Below are 20,639 nucleotides of genomic sequence, written 5' to 3' on the forward strand. Positions count from 1 at the left end.
CGCTATCGCTCGCCGCGCTGCGGCGGCGCTTCGCGCGCCGCCTCACGCTGAGAATCATCGCCCGGCGCACCGCCGTGTTGCCGCGCGAGCCACAGCCGGCGCTCCTCGCGCGGCGTCACGTTGAAGCGCTCGCGATACGCATTCGAAAAATGCGCAGCCGACGAAAACCCGCAAGCGAGGCTGATCTGCACCACCGACTTGCTGCTGCGCTGCAACTGCGTGCGCGCCTTCGCGAGCCGCAGCCCGAGGTAATACTTCGACGGCATCGCATCCAGATACTGGCGAAACAGCCGCTCGAGCTGACGGCGCGACACGCCCACCAGCGTGGCGATCTCGTCGGTGGTGAGCGGGTCTTCGATGTTCGCTTCCATCAGCAGCAGCGCGTCGTTCAGACGCGGATGGCGCTCGCCCGGCGCGGTCACGTACGGAATGCGCTGGCGCTCGTCGCCGGCGCGCAGCACGCCGACGCCGAGCGTATCGGCAATCCGCTCCGCCAGCGGCTGGCCGTGCTCGCGCGCGATCATCGCGAGCATGAAGTCGAGGCTCGCCTGGCCGCCCGCGCAGGTCGCGCGATCACGGTCGATCTCGAAGATCTGCTGCGTGACGATGCTGCGCTCGAACTGCTCGGTGAATTGCTGATACGTTTCCCAGTTGACGCTGACGCGATAGTCCGCCAGCAGCCCGGCCATCGCGAGCCACCATACGCCGTGATGGATGCCGCTGACGAGCGGCGTGCGCCGCGCGACATGCGTCAGGCCGGCGAGAAACCGTCGATGCCCGGCGAACGGCTCGAAGCGCTCGCTGACCACGATCAGCCAGTCGCACGCGAGCGCGTCGCTGAATGCGGCGTCGGCCGGCCACTGCGCGCCGCCGGTCAGCGGCATCGGCCGGCCGTCCCACGTGTAGAGCTGCCAGCGGTACAGCGCGCGGCCGTCGATTTCGTTGGCCAGATGCAGCGCGTCGACGATCGGCCCGACGCCCGACATCGAAACCGGCGGCAACGCGACGATCGCCACCTGAACGGTGCGGGCGGAAGCAGGCGACGAATGAAGCGGCATAAAGAAGCGCGGCGGCTCAGACTAAAAACGAAACCGCCATCCTACTTCAGGCTGCCCGACAAAAACTGCTTCAGGCGTTCGCTGCGCGGCGTGCCGAGCACGTCGGCGGGCGCGCCCTCTTCTTCGGTGCGCCCCTGATGCAGGAACATCACATGGTTCGACACGTTGCGCGCAAAGCCCATCTCGTGCGTGACGACGATCATCGTGCGGCCTTCCTCGGCGAGCTTTTGCATCACCTTCAGCACTTCGCCGACCAGTTCGGGATCGAGCGCCGACGTGGGTTCGTCGAACAGCATCACGTCCGGGTTCATCGCCAGCGCGCGGGCGATCGCGACACGCTGCTGCTGGCCGCCCGACAGATGCGACGGGTATTGTTTTTCGACGCGCGGCGCGAGGCCGACCTTCTCCAGATAGCCGCGCGCGCGGTCCTCGGCTTCGCGGCGCGGCAGGCCGAGCACGTGCAGCGGCGCTTCGACGACGTTTTCCAGCACGGTCATGTGCGCCCACAGGTTGAAATGCTGGAACACCATCGCGAGCTTGGTGCGGATACGCTGCAGCTGTTTGTGATCGGCCACCTCGAGGCTGCCGTGACGATCGGTTTTGGTGCGCACCAGTTCGCCGTCGACGATGATCTTGCCCGCGTTCGGCCGCTCGAGGAAGTTGATGCAGCGCAGAAACGTGCTCTTGCCGGAACCGCTCGCGCCGATGATGCTGATCACATCACCCTTGTTCGCGTTCATCGATACGCCCTTCAACACTTCGTTGTCGCCAAAGCATTTGTGGATGTCCTGCACGGTGAGCTTGCAGGCTTCGGCTTGAGTCGTATGCAGCAAGATGCCTCCCGTTCACGATGAATGCGCGGCGCGGCGCGCGAAGCATCAGGATCACCTCGTTGCCGGACAAAGGCAAGGCGCGCCGCAGCGCGAATGGCAACGCCATGCGCGGGTGCGGCGCTACGGGACAACCCTCGGCTACCACGACATCAGGCTGCGTTACATCCCCTGACGGGTCGGCATCACGACGACCTGCTGCAGATTGACATGCTTCGGCAGCGACGCGAGGTAGCCGACCACCCCGGCGACATCCTCCGGCTTCAGGAATTCCACCGTTTTTGCCGCGTTCGCGAGCCAGTCGTGCGCCCCGCTGAAGGTGACGTGGTTCACCAGTTCCGTTTCCACCACGCCGGGCTCGATCATCGAAACGCGGATGTCGCTTGCGCCCAGTTCCATGCGCAGATGGCGCGTCAGGTGGCTGATGAAGGCCTTGGTTGCGGAATACACCGCAAAGTACGGGTAAATGTATTGCCCGGTGATCGACGACGTGTTGATCACGTCCGCTTTCGCGCCCGCGCGGGCGGCCTCTTCGAGTTGCGGCAGAAACGCGCGGATCACGCGCAGCGCGCCGGTCACGTTGAGATCGATCATCTGCTGCCATTCGTCGAATTTGCCCTCGCCGATCGGGCCGGGCAGCATGATGCCCGCATTGTTGAACACGAGGTCGGCACGGCCGAATTCTTCATACACGGTTTGCGCGGCCTGATCGACCGATGCTTGCGACGTGACATCGACTTCTACCGCGATCGCCACGCCGCCGCTTGCACGGATCTGCCCGACGGCATCGGCCAGCCGGTCCTTGCGGCGCGCGAGCAGCGCGACCTTGGCGCCGTCCGCCGCCAGTTGCTTCGCCGCGGCGAGGCCGATGCCGCTCGATGCGCCCGTAACCACGGCCACGCGGCCCGAACCAACTTTTGCATTCATCACTGACTCCTGGGTCTGAGATTGGGTGAAGGGCTTCCACGAGACCGACTATACTGAGCGCGTTATCATCCAGGTAGACCATAATCGGATGTAACACTATGCGTATAAAGTTGCGAATCGCGGGCGCCGGATTCGCTGCAACCGGAGAGCGTCATGGATGAACTGAAGGCCATCAGCACCTTCGTGCGGGTTGCCGAACTCGGCAGCTTCAATCGCGCGGCGCAGCTGCAAGGCGCGACACCGCAGGCCGTCAGCAAGACCGTGCAACTGCTCGAGCAGAAGCTCGGCACCCGCCTCTTTCACCGCACCACGCGCCGCTGTTCGTTGACCGAAGAAGGCGAACGCCTGCTCGAAACGGTCAAGCCGAATCTCGAAGGGCTGCTGTCGGCGCTGGCGTCGACCGCTCAGGCAGCCGGCCATGACAGCGGCGTGGTGCGTGTCAGCGCGCCGCGCGCGATCGGCCGCTGGATGCTGCTGCCGCTGATCGTCGAATATCGCAAGCTGCATCCGGCGGTCGAGTTCGAGTTCATTCTCGAGGACAGTTCGCCTGACCTGGTCGAAGCGCGCATCGATCTGGCCGTTCGCGCCGGGCCGCCGCCCGAAGGGCAACTGGCGGTACGCAAGCTGTTCCCGATCTCGATGATTCCCTGCGCGTCGCCCGCCTATCTCGCGGCACGCGGTGTACCGCGCACCATCGAAGACCTGCTGCAACACGATTGCACCGGCTATCGGCACGCTGACAGCGGCAGGCTGATACCGTGGGAATTCAACGTCGGCGGCACCGTGCAGTACTTTTCCGCGAAAGTGAAGTTCTGCGCGAACGATGCGGAAACCGAACTCGATGCGATCAAGGCCGGCTTTGGCATCGGCATGGTCAAGAGCATGCTGGCGATTCCCGAGCTGCGCGCGAAGCGTCTGGTGCCGCTGCTGGTCGATCACATCAGCTCCAGTTCGGGGCTTTATCTGTACTACTTCCAGCGTGCGGATATGGCTAAGCGGGTGCGAAATTTCATCAATTTCTGTGTCGCACGTCTGGCCGATTCGCACGAACAGAGCATCGACTTCAAGGAGCTGCATGCGTTGACGCCGCGGGCTTCATCGCGGGCTTCGTCGCGCAAGTAGCCCGCCTCGCGGCCGCCGATGCCGGCGCTCACGCGCGCTGCATGTGCGCTGAGCACCGTTGCGCGGCCGCCTCGCCGGCCGCCTCGCCGATTGGTGCCCAGCGAGCAACACCGTGAGCCTGTCCACGTGCCTACCGTGGCGCGCCGCCCCCACCTAACATGCCTTCGCGCGGCACCTTGCCGCTCACGACAGCCGCGCCGCGGATGCAGCGATGCCGTGCACCGGTTGCCGCACGTTTGATCCGCGGCGCGCGTGTCGTCCACCTCGCAGTTTTCCAACCGAAGGCAAACATCATGTCGCAGAAGATCCTGATCGTGGGGGCCGGTTTTGCCGGGGTATGGGGCGCGCTCGCCGCGGCCCGCGTGCTCGATGGCGCCGGCGTCACCAGCCGTGACGTCGAAATCACGCTGATCTCGCCGAAACCCGAATTGCAGATCCGCCCGCGTCTGTATGAACGCGAGCCGCAACAGATGGCTGCACCGCTGATGCCGCTCCTCGATGCGGTAGGCGTGAAATTCCTGGCAGGCAGCGTCGAGCAGATCGCCGTGCAAAACAAGACCGTGACGGTCGTCGCGGCAAACGGCGAGCGCAGCACGCTCGCGTACGACCGGCTGCTGCTGACGAGCGGCAGCAAGCTATTCCGGCCGCCGGTTCCAGGCCTCGCTCAATACGCGTTCTCGACCGACAGCATCGACGATGCGGTGCTGCTCGACCAGCACCTGGCTCAACTGGCCAGCCAACCGGACGCGCCGGCACGCAACACGGTCGCCGTGGTCGGCTGCGGTTTCACGGGCATCGAAGTGGCCACCGAACTGCCCGGGCGTCTGCGCGAGCGGTTCGGCGCCGATGCGGCGATTCGCGTGGTCGCGATCGGCTCGCAGGCGGAGATCGGCCCCGATCTCGGCGCCAATCCGCGTCCGTATGTCGCCGAGGCATTCGATTCGCTGGGTGTCGAGACGGTGCTCGGCTCGCCGGTGGCGTCAGTCGATGCGGATGGCGTGCGCACCGCGTCGGGCCAGCGCATCGAAGCGAAAACGGTGATCTGGGCCGGCGGCATGCGGGCCAGTTCGCTGACGGGTCAGATAGCTGGGCAGGCGAACGCACAGCTCGACCCGCTCGGACGGATCGAAGCGACGCCTGATCTGCGCGTCGCGCAAGTGCCGGGCGTGTTCGTCGCAGGCGACGTGGCGCGCGCGGTGTGCGACAGCGACGGCCACTACGCGTTGATGTCCTGCCAGCACGCGATGGTGATGGGCAAGTTCGGCGGACACAACGTCGCCGCCGACCTGCTCGGCATGCCGACGCTCGAATACCGCCAGCCGTTCTATGCGACCTGCCTCGACCTCGGCGAATGGGGCGCGGTCTATACCGAAGGCTGGGATCGTCAGATCAAGCTGACGTACGCCGAAGGCAAGACGCGCAAGCAGATGATCAACACACAGTGGATTTATCCGCCGGCAGCGAATCGCGCGGATGCGTTTGCAGCAGGTGATCCGCTCGCGACGTTTGGTTGACCGATACACCGGTTCACCGCCTGATTGGTTGATCGGTTGATCGGTTGACGGCCTGGCACGGCAATGGTCGTGCATCCGCTCAACCGCGCGCACCTCGCGTACCGCTGCCGCGGTGCGCGAGCATTGCGGTGCACCAGCGCCGGATGCGACGGGCAACCCACGCAACGCACGACGCACCGGCCGCCCGTCACCGCGCGCAGCGCCGCGAATCACGACGCCCGACGCGTACTCCGCGTCACATCGCGCCGGCCAGCCACAGCGCGACGTTCACCGAATAACGCTGCGCGTCGCCTAACGCGTGCGGATCGGTCTGCATACCATTGCCCGGCGTCTCGGTGACGAAGCTCGGCGCACCGACGCGCGCGTCCCAGTTGTAGTCCGCGAAATGGTGAAACGTACTCTGCGCAATCGCACGGCCGCCGTGTGGCGAAGTTTCGAAAGCGACCGCGAGATTGAAGCGGTTGCCGGTCGCCTTGCTCGTGCCGCACGCGATCACGCGCGCGGGTTCGTCGGCGGGCGCGCCGACCGCGCCTTCGTGCGGATGCGCCGGCAGGAAGCGGATCGTACCGGTCGGCGAATCGGGGTTCGTCAGCACCGGATGCGGGTCGCCGACAATCGCGATCGGCTGGAAATCGCCGTTGGCGCCCGAGTGAAAATTGGGCCACGAGATCTCGGTGGTGTACGGATCGTCGGCCACCCGTCGCGCCGGATCCGGATCGGGATTGCGCGTATGAAAGTGATGCGCCTTGCCCACCCCGCCCAGACTGCACAGCGAGCTGCCGAGGTCCATGTGGTCGCGCGTGACGAATAGCCCGCGGCCCGCCTCGCGAAACCGCGTGATACCCGCGCAATCCGCCGCGGTCAACCCGTCGCCGGTGTCGACCGCAAACAGCCACAGTTCGTCGAACTCCGTTTCGTCGAGACGCGACAGCAGCGAATCCGGCTGGCCAGGCGGGTCGCGGTCGCGCGCGACGACGTTGAACGCCACCTGTTCGTTCGCATCGCGATACGTGCGCAGCAATTCGGTCAGGCGGCTAAAGCGCGCGATCGACCAGTCGTCGCTGGTAGTCGGGATGGTGGTCTGGAGCAGAATCTGGATAGTTTGCACGATGGGTCGTTGAGTCGGTCGATCGGTCGATCGGTCGCAAAGCCGACCGGGGCCGGCTTGCAGTCGTTTTCAAAAGGTAGCTAACGACGCGGAATTGTCAAATAGGCCGTCGCAATGCGCAAGCGCTGCGTCGGCGCACTAAATGCACTGAAAATGTCAAACGCGTTGCATGCACCAGACGCAGCGGATGCCCCACGCGTATCTTGCGCGTCTTGCGCATCTTGCATATCCGACGCGCGTCACGCGGGCGACACATTCAGCCCACCCGGCGCACCTGAAGCCCCTAGCGCACCTTCATTTTGCACGCGACCAGCACAGACAGCAGACATCCCCCGGCGAGGTACGCCGCAACAGGGTGCCACGAGCCGCCCGCCATGCCGACCAGCGCCACCGCGATAAACGGCGTGAAGCCGCCGCCTACCACGCTCGCCACCTGATAGCCGACACCCGCACCGCTATAACGGAATTCGGTGCCGAACATTTCGGTGAACATCGGCTGCTGCACGCTGACGACCATATCGTGCGCGACATTGGCGAGCATCACCGCGAATACGACGATCCATAGCGTGGCGCGCGCCTCCAGCGCGACAAAGAACGGCACCGCCGACAGCATGCCGATGGTCGCGCCCGCGATGTACACGCGCCGCCGCCCAAAGCGGTCGGCGGCCAGCGCGAACAGCGGAATCGTCACGATGCTGATGGCGCCCACCAGCAGTGCAATGTTCAGAAAAAACTGGCGCGGCATGCCGAGATTGGCAGTCGAGTAACTCAGCGCAAACGCCGTGACGATGTACATCGTGAACAGCTCGGCAAGCCGCAGCGCGACGATCAGCGCAAACGCCCCCGGGTTGTGACGCAGTGCCTCGATGATCGGCAAACGCGCGCGGCGCCGCGCCTTCTCGACCTGCTCGACGAACGCCTCCGACTCTTCCATGCTGGTGCGCACCCACAACCCGACCAGCACCAGTACCACGCTGAAAACAAACGGAATGCGCCAGCCCCACGACCTGAACGCGGCATCGTCGAGTGTGGTGGTCAGGATCGACACGATGCCGGTGGCGAGAATCAGGCCCACGCCATAGCCGACCTGCACGCCGCTGCTGTAAAAGGCCTTTCTCCGTTCAGGCGCGCTTTCGACTGCCAGCAACGCCGCACCGCCCCATTCGCCGCCTACCGCAAAGCCCTGCACCGCGCGCAACAGCACCAGCAGCACCGGCGCCCACCAGCCGATCGACGCAAAGGTGGGCAGCAGGCCGATCAGCGCCGTGGAGAGGCCCATCATCATCACGGTGAGCACCAGCATCCGCTTGCGGCCGATGCGGTCGCCATAATGGCCGAACACAAAGCCGCCGAGCGGACGAAACAGGAAGCCGACGCCAAACGTGCCAAATGCAGCGAGCGTGCCCATCGCGGGGCTGACTTGCGGAAAAAAGGCCTGGTTGAAGATCAGCGCGGCCACGATGCCGTACAGCAGAAAGTCGTACCAGTCGACCACCGCACCGACGAAGCTGCCGAGCGCGGCGCGGCGGGCGCGTTGTTTCGCGGCATCGCTCGCGGCCGCGGCGATGCGCGTGGGTAAGGCGGAGGTCATCGGGTCTCCCGGGTTGTTATGGCGGCTCGTTCTGATTGATGCGGACAGACTGATGCGCTGTACGCTTGCCGCGCAACCCGGGATCGTATCAGGTCGCTGCGCCTGCAGCGACCGCCGGCGCGTCACGTGTCACGAGAGCAGACGACCTGCTCCGCATGACCGCCTCGTTGCAGCACGCGTCGATCGCATCGACGCTCACAGCACCGCGCGCCGCTCCATCTGCAGCAGCGTGTGAATCTGCGCGACCACCGCCGAGCCCTCGCCCACCGCCGACGCAACGCGCTTGCTCGAACCCGAGCGGACATCGCCGACCGCAAACACGCCCGGCACGCTCGACTGCAGCGGCAAAGTGCGGTCCACGCCCTCCGCCACGTCGATGCCGGTCAGTACGAAGCCGTGGCTATCGAGCTCGACGCCGCAGGTCTTGAGCCAACCGGTATTCGGGGTCGCCCCAACGAACGCGAACAGATGACCGATCCTCATGCTGCCTTCCATGCCGCCCGCGCCACGAAAATGCACGCGTTCGAGCCGCTCGTCGCCTTCGAGCGCAGTCAGCTCGGCACGCGTATGCAGCGTCACGTTGGGCAGCGAAGCGACGCGATCGGCCAGGTAGCGCGACATCTTGTGATCGAGGCTCGCACTGCGAATGAACAGATGAATGTGCTCGACCAGCGGCGCGAGGAACACCGCCGCCTGCCCCGCGGAATTGCCGCCGCCCACCAGCACCACCGGCGCGGCGCGGCACAGCCGGGCTTCGATAGGAGTCGCCCAGTAGTAGACGCCACGCCCTTCGAAGCGGGTCAGATTGTCGATCTCGGGGCGGCGATATTCCGCGCCACTGGCGATGATCACGGTACGCGATGAAATGCGTTGCCCGCCGGCGAGTTCCAGCGCGAGCGGACGCTGATCGCAATAGAGGCTTTTGACCTCGCACGGAATGCCGATATGCGCACCGAACTTTTGCGCCTGGATATGCGCGCGGCCGGCAAGATCCTGCCCGCTGACGGCATTGGGAAAGCCGAGGTAGTTCTCGATGCGCGCGCTGGTGCCCGCCTGGCCGCCCGGCGCGCGGCAATCGAAGGCCGCCACCGATAAACCCTCCGAGGCCGCATAGACCGCGGCCGCGAGGCCAGCCGGCCCCGCGCCGACGATGGCCACGTCGTACACGTGCGCCGGATCGAATTCGGGAACGAGGCCCAGACACGACGCCAGCTGGTTTTCGTCGGGATTGCGCAGCATGTTGCCGTTCGGGCACAGCACCAGCGGAAGATCGTCGGGCGCGGGCGTCAGCCGCTCGAGCAAGGCAATCGCATCCGGATCGTGCGTGGCATCGACGCAGGTGTACGGAAAAGTGTTGCGGCGCAGGAAATCGCTCAATGCGAGCAGCCGCGTATGACCCGGCGGGCATACGAACACCACGCCGTCGCCCCGCTCCGTCACCAGCACACGCCGCAAAATCAGCGCGCGCATGATCCGTTCGCCGAGATCGGCTTCGCTGATCACCAGCGTGCGCAGCCCGTCGGGGCGCAGCAGAATCGCCGTGACGTCTTCGACTACATGCCCGTCGAAAACGGCCGGCTTGCTCGACAGCTGGCTGACGTCGGAGGTAAATTCGTTCGGCCCATATGTGTGCAACACGCGCCCGCGATTCAGGCCGTCGCGGCTGATCGCGCACACCTTGCCCGACAACAGCACGAATACGCCCGGGTTGATATCGCCGGCCCGGTACAACAACTCGCCGCGCCTGTAGCGCGACGCCTCGCCGAAGCGCCGCAGCTTGTCGACATCGGCCGAGGTCAGCACCGGAAACATCTGGTCGTAGCGCGGATGTTTGAGTACGACCGGGTCTTCGCTCAGCGAACCGTCCGCAGCAAGCTTTTCTGCCAGCCCGGCAACCGCGGGGCTTTCATCCCATTTCGATTTTTGGCTCATGTCGGACTGTCCCGCAGCAACGAAATAATCGGCGAGCCGCCAGGCGCGCAAAGCAGCGCAGCCGCACTAGCCGCGTGAGGCGTGAACGATGGGTAAGCCTCGCGCGGATTCTTTTGACGGTAGGTTCGCCATAGAGTATATCCGCCACAAATGACGCGCCGTGCAGGGTCTTGTTAAGCGTTGATTCGACGGTCAATCTTCAGACTTGTGAAGCCGGACTTGTGAAGTCAGGCTGGTGAAGCGCCGTCGAGCGCCTCGATGCTGTGGTTCAACTGGGCCAGCGTGGGCGTGACGTGACTCTTCAGGTAGTCCAGAAGATGAGAAATTTTTGCGTCGAGATAGCGCCGGTCCGGATACAAGGCCAGGATATTGAACGGCTGCAGCCGATACCGCGGCAGGACCCGCACCAACGCTCCACTGCGCAGATCGTCGATCACCGTGTAACTCGCCAGCGTTCCGATACCCGCGCCTGAACGCAGCGCAAATCCAAGCGCGCTCGACGAATTCGCCTGGAATGGCGAAACGGGCACCGGTACGACAACCTTGCCGTCGGGCCCATCGAGCATCCACTCGTCGGCCGGCCCCAATGGGCTCTCGAGACGCAGCAGCGTATGCCGCTTCAGGTCATCCAGATCTTGCGGCGTGCCCCGTTCCTGCAGATAAGCCGGCGACGCGGCCAGCACCGCATACGTCGAGCCGAAGGTTCTGGACATGTAGCCCGAATCGGGAAGCCTCGGCGCCGCCAGCAGCGATACGTCGAAGCCCTCTTCAACGAGATTGGGCATGCGCTGCTCGACCCGCAGCTCGATCGACACATCCGGATTCCCCGCACGCCACGCGACCAGCGCGGCTGTCATGTAACTCTCGGCAAGCCCCGGCATCGAATGGATGCGGATTCTTCCTTGCGGAACCGAAGTCGCACTGCTCGCTTCTGCATTGGCATGATCGATGTCGGCCAGGATCGCCTTGAGCCGCCGGTAGTAGCGCTCTCCTGCATCCGTCATCGCGAGGTGGCGGGTGGTGCGGTGAAGCAGCAGCGTGTTCAGATCCTGCTCCAGCGACGACACCGCGCGCGAGACCTTGCCGGGCGTTGTATTGAGCTCGTTCGCGATCGCCGTGAACGAGCCGCTTTCCACCACTCGTACGAAAATGCGCGCGTTGTGAAGCATCTCTGCCACGATCGTCTCCGGAGATTGAGGCTTGACCCGGCTGCCCGACCCAGTTGCCCGAGTCAGCCGCCCAAGTCAGTTGCCCGACTCAGCTGCCCGATTCACCCGCCTCGCTCATCAGCGCCGGCAGTTCGCCAAGCGAGCGATGCTCGCTGTAGAGCGGCGCAAACTCATATTCGGGCGGCCCATCCGTGCGGTTGATACGCGCCGACCTGAATCCGAACGACGCCGCACCCGCGAGGTCCCAGCTATTGCACGATACGAACACCACCCGCTCCGGCGTCACCTCGAGCCTGTCGCACGCGTACTGATAAACGCGCGGATCCGGCTTGTAGAGCTTCAGGTCGTCCACCGACAGCACCGCATCCATGAACGCCAGCAACCCGCCGGCCTTGAGCGCCGCTCTTACCATCTCGTTGGTACCGTTCGACAGCACCGCGAGCTTAACGCCGGTTGCTTTCAGTCTGGTCAACGCATCCAGCGCGTCGGGGTGCGCGCCCAGTTCGAAATACGATTTGAGCAGCCGGCTGCGCAGCGCTTCGTCCTTGTCGAGCTTGAAGGTGCGCAGCGTGAACAGCAATGCTTCCTCGGTCGCCGTCCAGAAGTCCGCGTAGCGATTCATCAACGCGCGGGTCCAGCTGTATTCCAGTTGGCGGGCTCGCCACAACGCGGCGAACGCGTCGCCTTTCTCTCCGAACGACGACACGTTCTTCGCCACGGCTGCATTCACGTCCAGCAGCGTGCCGTACGCGTCAAAAACGAAAGCTTCAATCTGTTGGGACATTGCGTTTCTCCAGATACCGACGATGTTGAAAAACCATCTTAACCAGTTGAACCGGTTTTTCGCAATGACGCGGTTCGTCTGGAGCCGGATTCAGCAGTGAAAACACTTTTGTATCTGCTGTCGGTAAAGACGGGCGGCCGCGTTTGCACCGCGGTCAGTGCGCGTGATGGCCTTTGCTGTGCTTGCGCATGAACGTGTCGGCTTTGGCGCGGCTTCCGCAACGCTGCATCGAACACCAACGGCGCTGCCCCGCAGGCGACGTGTCGAGAAACAGCATCCGGCAATCGGGTTGATCGCAGGTTTTCACGCGTATTCGAAGCGGTCCCGATACGAGATCGATCGCATCTCGCGCGATCAGGGAAAGCGCCGTTGCCAGTGGATCGTCCGACACCACCGATACGGTGCCCGTGGCGCGGTCGAGTTGCGGCGTGGCGAGCGGATAGCGGGCCGCGTCGTTCGCTACGCTGACCGCACCGGCCGGGAATTCGCCTTGCACCGACCCGGTAACCAGTTCCCAGATCGCCTCGCGCAGCTGCCGCAGGCTGGCCTCTTCGCTTTCCGATAGAACCGGCGCCTGCTGGAAAAGCCCTGCGTGATGCAGCCATCTGCCGCTCGCACCCGTCGTTGCGAGCACGTCCTTGGCGTGAGAAGCGCGGCGTCTGACGGTCGCCGCGAGGTCCAGGCATAGCCGGCCCGAATTGAAACGGAATTCGGATTTGATCGATCGTGTTGCCGCCATACTGCCGCCTCTTTTTGCGTGGGAGCGAAAAACCGATGCTTCCGCCTGGCAGCCAGTATAACCAGTTGAACTGGTTTTTACGGCGGCGCGGCTGCGGCCCATGCTGTGTGGGCGGCTTAGGCCGCGTAGGTTTTCGTATGCGGATACAGCGCCTAAACTACCCGCATCCTGTCCGCGCCCTCCAGCCATGCCCACTCGCGTCACCTCCCGCTCCCGGCCTGCCTCACCGTCCGATGCGCCGGCCAGCGCCGACCTGCCGCAAGACCCGGCGCTGCTGCGCCGCCTGTTGCGCGCCAAAGACCGCATGGATGCCGCTTCACACGAGGCCTGGCCGATCACGCGCCTCGCCGAGGTCAGCGGCGTATCGCCGGCCCATTTCGCGCGCGCGTTCAAGCGCGCCTACGGCATCCCGCCACACCGCTATCTGCTGACGCGGCGCATCGAGCAGGCCAGTACGCTGCTGCGCGACACGCAGTTGAGCATCACCGACATCGCGTTCGCCACCGGCTGGCAAAGTCTCGGCACCTTTGGCCGCATCTTCCGCGATATCACCGGGCGCAACCCCGGTGCGCTGCGTATCGACGCGCGCGCCGAACTGCCGCGCCTCGACTGCGTGCCCGCCTGCGTGCTGAAGGCCGCGCAACGCCCCGATCTGACAAGCGCAGTTTTGGAGAAGCGCCGCCGCCTCGCGAACGATACAGTGCAGCCGGAGCAATCAACCACGGAGGGGTCATGAATCAAGGTATCAGTGTGGTGGGACTGTACGTCGACGACCAGGACGAAGCGCTCAGGTTCTACGTCGACAAGCTTGGCTTTAGTGTGCACACCGACGTACGCAACGGCGCGTACCGGTGGCTCACCGTGCAGCATCCCGACCAGCCGTCGTTCCAGCTGGGCCTGTTCACACCGGGGCCACCGATCCACGATGAAGCGAGCGCGCAAACCCTGCGCGCGATGGTCGCCAAAGGCGCGATGCCGCCGCTCGTGCTGTCCGTGCCCGACTGCCGCGCGAGTTACGCCGCGCTGAAGGCACGCGGCGTGGAGTTCACGCAGGAACCGGTCGAGCGCTACGGCAGCGTCGATGCGGGCTTCCGCGATCCTGCCGGCAATGGCTGGAAGATGATTCAGGCGCCGCGCGGCAGCGCCTGACGCGGCACGGCCCGGTGCGGTTCAGTGGACCGCACGTAACGTATGCGGGCGTTCGGCGTCGCGGTCACGATAAACGCGCGGCGCCGCGCGCATCTACCGAACCGCGGATCATCCGGACCCGCCGCATTTATTTACGCCTGACCCAACAGCGAGCGGATCGCCGGCAGCATCGCCTCCACCGCCGCGCGCCCTTCCGCGATGGCCGGCCCCGCGCGGTGGAAATCGAAAATACCGAGGCCGCCCAGACGCGGCTGGATCAGCACGTCGGCCGGTTCGCCGGCGAGGCGGCTGCGCGTGATGCGCACCTGCATGATGTCGATGCCCTGTGCAACCGAACTGAGCATCGACGGAACCCGCGCGCTCGGCGCGCGCGGCACCCGCACGTCATCGTTCGCGAAGCCGGGCGCCGGCTGCAGCCAGCGCGGCCACGGCTTGCCATTGCGACGCAGCGCGAGCGGCGTGGTGAGCTCCGGCTCCGGCAGCACGCCCGGCTCGAGCGCGGCAGCGGCCTCGAGTTCGCTTGCCTGCGGCTCGTGCGTCGGCAGTTCGACTACCGCGCCGCCGAAGTCGCGGCCGTTCAGGATGTCGTTATTCAGGTCGACGGCGATCACGCAGTCCGCGCGCATGCCGCGCGCCACCGACACCGGCACCGGATTGGCCAGCCCGCCGTCGACCAGCCACACGCCCTCGTGCCACACCGGCGTGAAAATGCCCGGAATCGCAATCGACGCGCGCACCGCGTCGACCACGCTGCCATCCTGCAACCAGCTTTCGCGGCCGGTATCGAGCTCGGTTGCGACTGCGGCAAACGGCATCTTCAACTCGTCGATCTTGCAACCGTTGAAGCGCTCGGCAAACAGCTGGATCACCTTCTTGCCGCCGAACAGGCCGCCCGAAAAACGCAGATCGAGCAGCCGCACCACCGACTGCCAGGTGAGCCGCATCACCCACTCCTCGAGCCAGTCGAGATCGCCGTTCGCATAGACCGCGCCGACCAGCGCGCCGATCGACGTACCGCATACGAGGTCGGGCTTGATGCCGGCATCGTGCAGCGCGCGGATCGCGCCGATATGCGCCCAGCCGCGCGCGGCCCCGCCGCCCAGCACGAGACCGATTCTTTTGTAGCGACGCCGCTGCCCCACGTTGCGCACCCCTCGTTGTGTTATTGCCGGTTCAATGCGGTTGTTAATGCGATTGTTAATGCGACGATTCAATGCGATGGTTCAATGCCCGCGCATCACATCCGAACGCGACATCGTATAGACCTTCCGATGCGCGTCGAAATGCACGTTGAAATAGCCTTCTTCGGTCACGCCGCCCTCGCGCCATTTCCAGCTCCACACGGTCTCGGGCTTCAGCGGATAGACGGCGACCTGCGCCGGCTTGCCGAGCAGACGGCGCACTTCATCGTCGCTCATGCCGATGCGCACTTTCGCGAAGTTCGCCGCGGTCAGCACCTGCGTGACCGATACGAGGAGCCCATCCGGGCCGACATCGACGAAATACGTGTTGAGGCCGTCCGGGCCGCGCGGATATTCGAAACGCTTCGAACCATCGGTGAAGGTGCGCTCGGTTTCCGGCTTGCCCATCTGGCTGCGGATCTGCGCTTCGGTGGTGACGCCCGGCGTGAGGTTTTTCAGCAGCAGCACGTCAGGCTTCACTGCATTGAAGAATTCCTTGAGCTTTTGCACGGCGAGTTGGGTTTGCTGGTCGTCACAGCCAGTAAGCGCAAACGATGCGCCGAGCATGGCCGCGATGAGCACGGTAGAGCGGAAGGTCATCGGCAGGTCGGTAAAGGACATCCGGCGATCAGGAATCGATGACGTGACAGGATACCGCACGCGCAACGCGACGCGCGCTTCGAACCGTAAGTGTTTGTGAAAGCAGTAAGCGCGAATGCAATGCAATGCGGATGCGCCGCCAGCGGAGGCTCGCGCGAAGGATGGAAAGCAGATTGAAACCTTTGTGCGAAGACGAGGCCGGGGGGTTTGCCCGGGCGTAGCGGGTCGGGCCACGCCTCGCCTATCGACGCGCGCCAGCCGCTGATGCGCTGCGGCCGGAGACACCGTGTCCCCGGCCGTCGCGCTTACCCGCTATGTTGGCCGCCAAAGCGCGGCCGCTGGCCCCTCGTCTATGCTCGTTGCTGCTACCCTGAGGCAGTCAATCTAACGTTGCGGAGACAAATGCGCGAGAGCGCGTTTACACCGAATCGGCTGATGAATCTGCGGCGACCGTCGCACGCCGCGCGGCGCGCGATTCGAAGGCGCGTCACACGCGCCCGGCTGAGCCGGCCGGCCCGGTCGCCCGGGGGTACTTTGCGTAGCCGACCTACGCGTAACGACTGCAGGCCGGCCGGCGTCGGAGTTGCTGGAAGGCTGCCGTCATGGATACGGCACCGAGGTCAGATTAGCGCCGCGCTGCTGCGCAATCTGTACGAAGGCCCACGCTGTGGCGGGCCTTCGTTTCGTTGCCGCAGGTGTGTCTAGTCTTCGGGCAGGTTATCGGCGGCGCAGAGGTTCATTGACTTCAAGGGGACGGCGCCGGGCAGGTTCTCTCGCGCAATCAGGGAGAACGCTTTCCAGTCGGGTTCGTTGACGTATACGACTCCGCCTTTGCACCGCATCTGGGCCAGTCTTGGCTGCGTGTCGCACCAGGCGCCATCGATGACGCAGCGTTGCCATTGCGGGATGACGCTAGTGGGCCGCACCGCGCCGCTTTCGGGTTTGGCGTAGGCTTTTACGTCGCGAGTCGCGATCGCCATGTACATGAAGTCGAAGTCGGCGGAAACCGGCGCCGCGGCCTGCGCGTCGCGATAGCGGGCACGCAACTCGAAGACGTAGTGGGCGCTTGCCGTAAGGATGGCGATCGCGGCCAATGCCGCCGACACCGCAAACGTACGAAGCAGAGCACCGCCTGCGCTACGCGTAAAAGCGTAGCCGAGCAGCGGAAACGCGAAAGTACAACCGGTTGCCGACAAGAACATGACAGCGAAAGAGCGATTTTCGCAGTCGTATCCGCATTGCGGCATGAAGGCGAGCAGGATAGCGGCGACTGCAATCCCGGTAGCGAAACCCGATAAACAGAACAGAATGAGCGACGCAAGAAACGGCCGGTACGCGAATGATCTCAAGGCCACACCAACGCATAGAAACACGCATAGAAAACCACAGTTCCCAAGACAAGCAACGCAACCGGCCGAACATGGGATGAAGTCACGCTAGTCGCCTTCCAACCAACTATCGGCCAAACAAGGCTCGGCGCCACGATGAACGCGACGATAGCCACATAGCCAGCTGCCGACACATCGCAATGCTCGATGTCCCAGCAATCGTGCCAACGCGTGCCGATCAGCGGCCATGAAAACCGTTGTGATAATCCGCTCATCGCCAAAGCGGACTGCCACGACAGAAGAACACCCATGCAAAAGTAGACAACCGATCGGGCTGCGCGCTTCACCTGATTTCCCAGAAAAGGATTTGTTTCGACCACGAGATCCGAGTACCAAGCGGAAGATCGCCTTCGACGATCGCGTAATAGATGCCCATGATTTCGTCTCCCTTAGTCCGGTCGTGGCCAGTTGAAATCTCGGCGCAAGCAGGCCACGCAAGGAATCAGACCAGGACTAAAAAAGGGAACGAATAATGCGAATCGCATGAATCTGCGTACCCGCTTCGACATTCGATACGCGATGTCCAGGAAGTCGAATCATCCGGACGGGCAGTCGAATGTCGCGCCGGCTATCCGCGCGTCCGCGCCAGCGGCTACCGCCCCCCGCAACACCCTGCTACGCGCATGGGCATCGCGCAGCCTTCAGCGAGAATGGGTGCGCTTTGGCACAATCCGCTTTCGCCCACGCCGCCGCGCCCGCCATGATCCCCTTTTCCGTACTCGACCTTTCGCCGATCAACGCCGGTGCAACTGCCGCGCACGCGTTCCGCAACACGCTCGACCTCGCGCAGCATGCGGAGCGCTGGGGCTACCACCGCTTCTGGCTCGCCGAGCATCACAACATGACGGGTATCGCGAGCGCCGCAACCTCGGTGGTGATCGGCCACGTGGCGGGCGGCACCCAAACCATCCGGGTCGGCTCTGGCGGCGTGATGCTGCCCAATCACGCGCCGCTGGTGATCGCCGAGCAGTTCGGCACGCTGGCGTCGCTGTATCCGGGACGCATCGACCTCGGTCTCGGCCGCGCGCCGGGCAGCGATCAGACCACCGCCCGCGCGTTGCGCCGCGACCTGCAAGGCAGCGCCGATTCGTTTCCTGACGACGTGGTCGAGCTGCAGCGTTATTTCGCTGAGCCGGTGGCCGGCCGGCGCGTGCGCGCGGTGCCGGGAGCAGGCCTGAACGTGCCGCTATGGCTGCTAGGCTCGAGCCTGTTCAGCGCGCAGTTGGCCGCGGCGCTCGGCCTGCCGTTCGCGTTCGCGTCGCACTTCGCGCCCGATCACATGATGACCGCGCTGCAGCTGTACCGTGCGCAATTCCGGCCGTCCGCGCAGCTCGCGAAGCCCTATGCGATGGTCGGCGTGAACCTGTTCGCGGCCGACACCACCGCAGCGGCGCAGTTGTTGTTCACGTCGTTGCAGCAGCAGTTCATCAACCTGCGGCGCGGCACGCCGGGCCAGTTGCAGCCGCCGGTCGAGCGACTCGCCGCGACCGATTTCGAGCTGGCGAGCGTCGAGCATTCGCTGGCGTATTCGGTGGTCGGCGACCGTGCGACGGTGCGCGACAACCTCCAATCGATCATCGAGCAGACCGGCGCGGACGAGTTGATGCTGACCGCGCAGATCTACGATCACGCGGCACGGCTCAAATCGTTTGAAATCGCCGCGCAGGTGCGCGAGGAACTCGGCGCGTAGAAGTAGAACTTGCGTCAGCGCGTGCCGGAACCTGCTGGCCTTGCGCTGACGCCCGCTCGCACCGCTGCGTACTCATCAGACGAGCGCGGGCGTGGCCGGCAGCGCGCCCCGGCCAACGTGGTACAGCGAGACGCAGCAGCCGACGCGTACGGCGCGCCTCACAGCTGAACCCGCCACGCACACGCACCGCTCAACACGCGTCAGCCGACGCCCGCCCCAACCGCTATTGCGCGGGCTGCAGCGCCGCCATCCCCTCTAACAGCGCCTTGTGAAACGCCTGCGGGTCCTGCAGCTGCGGCGAATGCCCAAGCGCCGCGAATTCGACCAGCGTCGCATGCGGTATCGCGCGCGCCGCCGCCTTGCCCAATTCCGGATAGTGGCCCAGTTGCGCGCGCACTTCCGGCGGCGCCGTATCCTTGCCGATGGCCGTGTTGTCCTTGTCGCCGATCATCAGCAGCGTTGGCATCTTCAGCAGATCGAGCTCATAGACCACCGGCTGCGTATAGATCATGTCGTACAGCAGCGCGGAATCCCATGCGACCTGCTGCTTGCCCGGCCCGCGATACATGCCGGCCAGCATCTGCACCCACGGCTCGTACGACGCGCGCCATTCGCCCGCGTAGTAGGTCGCCTGTTCATAGCGGCGGATGCGGTCCGCGCTGGACTGCAATTCGCGCTCGTACCACTGGTCGACCGATAGCGACGGCACGCCCTTCGCCTTCCAGTCTTCGAGGCCGATCGGATCGACCAGCACCAGTTGCTCGGTGCCCTGCGGATACATCAGCGCATAGCGGATCGCCAGCATGCCGCCGGTCGAATGGCCGATCATCGTCGCGCGTCGAATGCCGAGCGATTCGAGCAGCGCGTGCGTGTTGCGCGCGAGTTGCTGGAACGTGAACTGGTAATGCTCGGGCTTGCTCGACTTGCAAAAGCCGATCTGGTCCGGCGCAATCACGCGGTAGCCGGCATCGGACAGACGCCGGATCGTCTCGACCCATGTCGCGCCGCAAAAATTCTTGCCGTGCAGCAACACGGCCGTGCGGCCGTTCGGATGGGCCGGCGCGACATCCATGTAGGCCATGTGCAGCGGCTCGCGCTGCGACGTGAAGGTGTATTGCTGCACCGGGAACGGATAGTCGAAACCTTGCAGTTCCGGGCCGTAAGCGGGGCCATCGTTGCCGGTGGCAGCGGGTGCGGCAGGTGCAGCCGCTGCCGCCGGGGCGCTTTCGGCCGCAGCAACACGCGACAGCGGCACAACCATAAGAGCGGACGAAACCAGCAACGACGAGAGGGCGAACAACGTAGGGCGGCGCAGATTCATGGTCTTGGTTTAAGTGGACGACTGGGCGGCACCGCACGCGGCAGCGCTTACCCGGCTTGAACGGATGCTAATCGGAGCGGATGATTCTAGCTGGCACAGATTGCAATTGCTGACAGGCACGCATGCCGGGACCGGACGAGTGCGGCGGGCGGCCTGCGATGTGCGACGCCCGGCGTGCGACGCTACGTACAGCGTCAGCGCATGCCGTGCGGGCGCGGCACGCGCCTTGCAACAGCGGCCTTGCGGCATGACAGGCAACGCGTATCGGATTCCGTAACAGCGTGAACCGACTCATCGCACCCGGGCTCGCGTTGCCTGATGTGTTGCCCGCCAGATCGTCCGCGATGTCGCCCGCTGTGCCGCCTTACCGCTTGCCCCGTCGTATTGCCGATTGCGCCGCGTCGGCACATGGTAGAGACTTGCCGTTAGCGCGGCACGCAGGCAATCAGAGCATCAATACGCGCGCCTGCGCCCGTCATACCGATAGAACCACGCAAAAAACCGCGCAAAAATCACAATAAACAACAGACAGCACC

18 protein-coding genes are annotated in these 20,639 nt (G+C 64.7%); 5 read left to right on the top strand and 13 right to left on the bottom strand.

The genetic code is table 11. The features are described from left to right. Window positions 1-2: 2 nt before the first annotated feature. The 3 genes from ACYVNQ_RS06030 to ACYVNQ_RS06040 form a co-directional block, all read right to left on the bottom strand. Window positions 3-1,058 carry a GlxA family transcriptional regulator gene (locus ACYVNQ_RS06030; RefSeq protein WP_460901426.1) on the bottom strand — a complete coding sequence of 352 codons (1,056 nt, stop codon included), beginning with the start codon at window positions 1,056-1,058 and terminating at the stop codon, window positions 3-5. Between the two features lie 41 nt (window positions 1,059-1,099). Continuing rightward, window positions 1,100-1,891: an ABC transporter ATP-binding protein gene (locus ACYVNQ_RS06035; protein WP_460901428.1), complete on the bottom strand. Its 792-nt coding sequence runs from the start codon at window positions 1,889-1,891 to the stop codon at window positions 1,100-1,102. A gap of 159 nt (window positions 1,892-2,050) precedes the next feature. Beyond that, window positions 2,051-2,815 (bottom strand): SDR family oxidoreductase, encoded by a 765-nt coding sequence (locus ACYVNQ_RS06040; protein WP_460901430.1) that lies wholly within the window; start codon window positions 2,813-2,815, stop codon window positions 2,051-2,053. Window positions 2,816-2,968: 153 nt separating this feature from the next. On the opposite strand from ACYVNQ_RS06040, the gene ACYVNQ_RS06045 reads away from it, so the two are divergent. Together ACYVNQ_RS06045 and ACYVNQ_RS06050 are read left to right on the top strand one after the other, a co-directional pair. Further along, window positions 2,969-3,937, top strand: coding sequence for a LysR family transcriptional regulator (locus tag ACYVNQ_RS06045; protein ID WP_460901432.1), 969 nt, complete (start codon window positions 2,969-2,971; stop codon window positions 3,935-3,937). Between the two features lie 293 nt (window positions 3,938-4,230). Then, complete coding sequence (locus tag ACYVNQ_RS06050; RefSeq protein WP_460901434.1) at window positions 4,231-5,451, top strand: NAD(P)/FAD-dependent oxidoreductase; 1,221 nt, start codon at window positions 4,231-4,233, stop codon at window positions 5,449-5,451. A gap of 235 nt (window positions 5,452-5,686) precedes the next feature. On the opposite strand, the gene ACYVNQ_RS06055 is transcribed toward ACYVNQ_RS06050, so the two are convergent. The 6 genes from ACYVNQ_RS06055 to ACYVNQ_RS06080 all read right to left on the bottom strand — a co-directional run bounded on the left by ACYVNQ_RS06055 (window position 5,687) and on the right by ACYVNQ_RS06080 (window position 12,774). Continuing rightward, window positions 5,687-6,559, bottom strand: coding sequence for a hypothetical protein (locus tag ACYVNQ_RS06055; protein ID WP_460901436.1), 873 nt, complete (start codon window positions 6,557-6,559; stop codon window positions 5,687-5,689). Between the two features lie 283 nt (window positions 6,560-6,842). Beyond that, on the bottom strand, window positions 6,843-8,150 hold the full coding sequence (gene shiA, locus ACYVNQ_RS06060; protein ID WP_460901438.1) for a shikimate transporter: 1,308 nt from the start codon (window positions 8,148-8,150) through the stop codon (window positions 6,843-6,845). A 195-nt stretch (window positions 8,151-8,345) separates the two neighbouring features. Continuing rightward, entirely contained in the window at window positions 8,346-10,082 is a 1,737-nt protein-coding gene (locus ACYVNQ_RS06065; protein WP_460901440.1) for an FAD-dependent oxidoreductase, read from the bottom strand. A 227-nt stretch (window positions 10,083-10,309) separates the two neighbouring features. Next, the gene (locus ACYVNQ_RS06070) at window positions 10,310-11,251 is read right to left on the bottom strand and encodes a LysR family transcriptional regulator (protein ID WP_460901647.1); all 942 of its coding nucleotides are present in this window, start codon (window positions 11,249-11,251) and stop codon (window positions 10,310-10,312) included. Between the two features lie 88 nt (window positions 11,252-11,339). Beyond that, on the bottom strand, window positions 11,340-12,035 hold the full coding sequence (locus tag ACYVNQ_RS06075; protein WP_460901442.1) for a haloacid dehalogenase type II: 696 nt from the start codon (window positions 12,033-12,035) through the stop codon (window positions 11,340-11,342). Between the two features lie 154 nt (window positions 12,036-12,189). Beyond that, the gene (locus ACYVNQ_RS06080) at window positions 12,190-12,774 is read right to left on the bottom strand and encodes a CGNR zinc finger domain-containing protein (protein ID WP_460901445.1); all 585 of its coding nucleotides are present in this window, start codon (window positions 12,772-12,774) and stop codon (window positions 12,190-12,192) included. 187 nt (window positions 12,775-12,961) lie between these two features. On the opposite strand from ACYVNQ_RS06080, the gene ACYVNQ_RS06085 reads away from it, so the two are divergent. Further along, window positions 12,962-13,510, top strand: a complete 549-nt coding sequence (locus tag ACYVNQ_RS06085) for a helix-turn-helix transcriptional regulator (RefSeq protein WP_460901447.1) — start codon at window positions 12,962-12,964, stop codon at window positions 13,508-13,510. Then, window positions 13,507-13,923 carry a VOC family protein gene (locus tag ACYVNQ_RS06090; protein ID WP_460901449.1) on the top strand — a complete coding sequence of 139 codons (417 nt, stop codon included), beginning with the start codon at window positions 13,507-13,509 and terminating at the stop codon, window positions 13,921-13,923. The genes ACYVNQ_RS06085 and ACYVNQ_RS06090 overlap by 4 nt, the downstream gene beginning before the upstream one ends. Window positions 13,924-14,054: 131 nt before the next feature. Here the strand turns inward: ACYVNQ_RS06090 and ACYVNQ_RS06095 are convergent, their stop codons facing one another. The 3 genes from ACYVNQ_RS06095 to ACYVNQ_RS06105 all read right to left on the bottom strand — a co-directional run bounded on the left by ACYVNQ_RS06095 (window position 14,055) and on the right by ACYVNQ_RS06105 (window position 17,053). Then, window positions 14,055-15,065 carry a patatin-like phospholipase family protein gene (locus tag ACYVNQ_RS06095; protein WP_460901451.1) on the bottom strand — a complete coding sequence of 337 codons (1,011 nt, stop codon included), beginning with the start codon at window positions 15,063-15,065 and terminating at the stop codon, window positions 14,055-14,057. 81 nt (window positions 15,066-15,146) lie between these two features. Beyond that, complete coding sequence (locus ACYVNQ_RS06100) at window positions 15,147-15,725, bottom strand: hypothetical protein (protein WP_460901453.1); 579 nt, start codon at window positions 15,723-15,725, stop codon at window positions 15,147-15,149. Window positions 15,726-16,405: 680 nt separating this feature from the next. After that, window positions 16,406-17,053: a hypothetical protein gene (locus ACYVNQ_RS06105; RefSeq protein WP_460901455.1), complete on the bottom strand. Its 648-nt coding sequence runs from the start codon at window positions 17,051-17,053 to the stop codon at window positions 16,406-16,408. 739 nt (window positions 17,054-17,792) lie between these two features. Between ACYVNQ_RS06105 and ACYVNQ_RS06110 the strand changes: the two genes are divergently transcribed. After that, window positions 17,793-18,782 carry an LLM class flavin-dependent oxidoreductase gene (locus tag ACYVNQ_RS06110; RefSeq protein ID WP_460901457.1) on the top strand — a complete coding sequence of 330 codons (990 nt, stop codon included), beginning with the start codon at window positions 17,793-17,795 and terminating at the stop codon, window positions 18,780-18,782. A 223-nt stretch (window positions 18,783-19,005) separates the two neighbouring features. Here ACYVNQ_RS06110 and ACYVNQ_RS06115 read toward each other — a convergent pair whose 3' ends face one another. Then, the gene (locus ACYVNQ_RS06115) at window positions 19,006-20,043 is read right to left on the bottom strand and encodes an alpha/beta fold hydrolase (RefSeq protein WP_460901649.1); all 1,038 of its coding nucleotides are present in this window, start codon (window positions 20,041-20,043) and stop codon (window positions 19,006-19,008) included. Between the last annotated feature and the right edge of the window lie 596 nt (window positions 20,044-20,639).

The sequence above is a fragment of the Paraburkholderia jirisanensis genome, assembly GCF_054782355.1.

Coding starts and splice junctions, on each gene's coding strand:
- ACYVNQ_RS06030 (WP_460901426.1), bottom strand. CDS start 1,058: ATGCCGCTTCATTCGTCGCCTGCTTCCGCCCGCACCGTTCAGGTGGCG.
- ACYVNQ_RS06040 (WP_460901430.1), bottom strand. CDS start 2,815: ATGAATGCAAAAGTTGGTTCGGGCCGCGTGGCCGTGGTTACGGGCGCA.
- ACYVNQ_RS06045 (WP_460901432.1), top strand. CDS start 2,969: ATGGATGAACTGAAGGCCATCAGCACCTTCGTGCGGGTTGCCGAACTC.
- ACYVNQ_RS06050 (WP_460901434.1), top strand. CDS start 4,231: ATGTCGCAGAAGATCCTGATCGTGGGGGCCGGTTTTGCCGGGGTATGG.
- shiA (WP_460901438.1), bottom strand. CDS start 8,150: ATGACCTCCGCCTTACCCACGCGCATCGCCGCGGCCGCGAGCGATGCC.
- ACYVNQ_RS06065 (WP_460901440.1), bottom strand. CDS start 10,082: ATGAGCCAAAAATCGAAATGGGATGAAAGCCCCGCGGTTGCCGGGCTG.
- ACYVNQ_RS06070 (WP_460901647.1), bottom strand. CDS start 11,251: ATGCTTCACAACGCGCGCATTTTCGTACGAGTGGTGGAAAGCGGCTCG.
- ACYVNQ_RS06075 (WP_460901442.1), bottom strand. CDS start 12,035: ATGTCCCAACAGATTGAAGCTTTCGTTTTTGACGCGTACGGCACGCTG.
- ACYVNQ_RS06080 (WP_460901445.1), bottom strand. CDS start 12,774: ATGGCGGCAACACGATCGATCAAATCCGAATTCCGTTTCAATTCGGGC.
- ACYVNQ_RS06085 (WP_460901447.1), top strand. CDS start 12,962: ATGCCCACTCGCGTCACCTCCCGCTCCCGGCCTGCCTCACCGTCCGAT.
- ACYVNQ_RS06090 (WP_460901449.1), top strand. CDS start 13,507: ATGAATCAAGGTATCAGTGTGGTGGGACTGTACGTCGACGACCAGGAC.
- ACYVNQ_RS06100 (WP_460901453.1), bottom strand. CDS start 15,725: ATGTCCTTTACCGACCTGCCGATGACCTTCCGCTCTACCGTGCTCATC.
- ACYVNQ_RS06110 (WP_460901457.1), top strand. CDS start 17,793: ATGATCCCCTTTTCCGTACTCGACCTTTCGCCGATCAACGCCGGTGCA.
- ACYVNQ_RS06115 (WP_460901649.1), bottom strand. CDS start 20,043: ATGGTTGTGCCGCTGTCGCGTGTTGCTGCGGCCGAAAGCGCCCCGGCG.